This window comes from Ruegeria sp. SCP11, from assembly GCF_040329455.1.
Taxonomy (GTDB): Bacteria; Pseudomonadota; Alphaproteobacteria; order Rhodobacterales; family Rhodobacteraceae; genus Ruegeria; species Ruegeria atlantica_E.
Window position 1 is genome coordinate 1 of the sequence record NZ_JBDZYG010000049.1, and the last position, 1,137, is coordinate 1,137.

Consider the following 1,137-nt stretch of genomic DNA (forward strand, 5'->3'; position numbering starts at 1 on the left):
CGACCTGACGGTGACGGATCCGGACGATGGCGACAGCCATACCTTCTCCGTCGATGACGCCCGGTTCGAAGTCGTGGCCGGCCAGCTGAAGCTCAAGGCCGGCGAGGCGCTCGATCACGAGACCGAGGACACGGTCAATGTCGAAGTGACCGCCGAGGATACCGGCTCCCTGACCTATAGCGAAACATTCGTCATCACCGTCAACGACCTGAACGAGGCACCGACGGATTTGGACATTTCCAACTCAGACGCGCCTGAGAATATTCCGGGTGCGACGGTTGGCGTGCTGAGCGCTGACGACGTCGATTTTATGGACACCCTAACCTATTCTATTTTGCCGGGCGATGATGGCGCCAAGTTCACCATTGTCGGTGACGAGCTTCGCGTCGGTTCGGTCGGCCTGGACTTCGAAGCAACGCCAACTTTGACTGTGAATGTCCGGGTTTCCGATAGCGCAGGGTTGTTTGTGGACCGAACGTTTACGATCAATGTTTTAAACAGCGTCGAAACTGCGCTGACGCCGGGCACCGATATAATTGGACCGGATCCCGCGAATATTCAGATCATCGGGAACGCTCAGACATTGAATGCATCTGACGATCTTGATGCCGGTACAGGCGACGATTCTCTCGTACTGTTCGGTGGTGGCCCGTTCGACCTGAACTCGCCTGTCAAGGTCGACGGGTTCGAGGAGATTCAGGTCGTCAACCTGGCCAATAGCAATACGACCCTCACGCTGCGAGATGGAGCGAGTCATGACCGGGTCATCCTAAATACAATTGGGTACACTTTAACCAATCTGACCGGGGCCAGCTATGTTGCCGCGTTTGATGGCGGAGATGGGTTCGACAATGTCAACCTCAGAGGTTCGTCGCGTATCGAAGATCTTTCGTTGGGCAGCGGCTATGGCCGGGTGCGTCTGTATGATTCCGCGAGCATAGGGATTGTCGACTTGGGGAACGGCGGCGGGCGTGTTTCTCTGCGCGGTACTGGCAGCGCTGACTCCGTCCAGGGGGGGAGCAGCGCGGACAGGCTCTATGTCTACTCGACTTCCGCTTGGAGCGGCGTGACAAGTTTCGATGGAGGCGGCGGCTCTAACGATAGGCTCAGATTCTTCCAGAGCTCAGCAACCTTCGA

The 1,137-nt window shown here is 57.1% G+C and carries 1 protein-coding gene; it reads left to right on the forward strand.

Features of this window, described 5'->3' with window-relative positions:
• The coding region (locus tag ABLN94_RS24560; protein ID WP_352997340.1) for a hypothetical protein at nucleotides 1-1,137 on the forward strand (1,137 nt) is incomplete at both ends.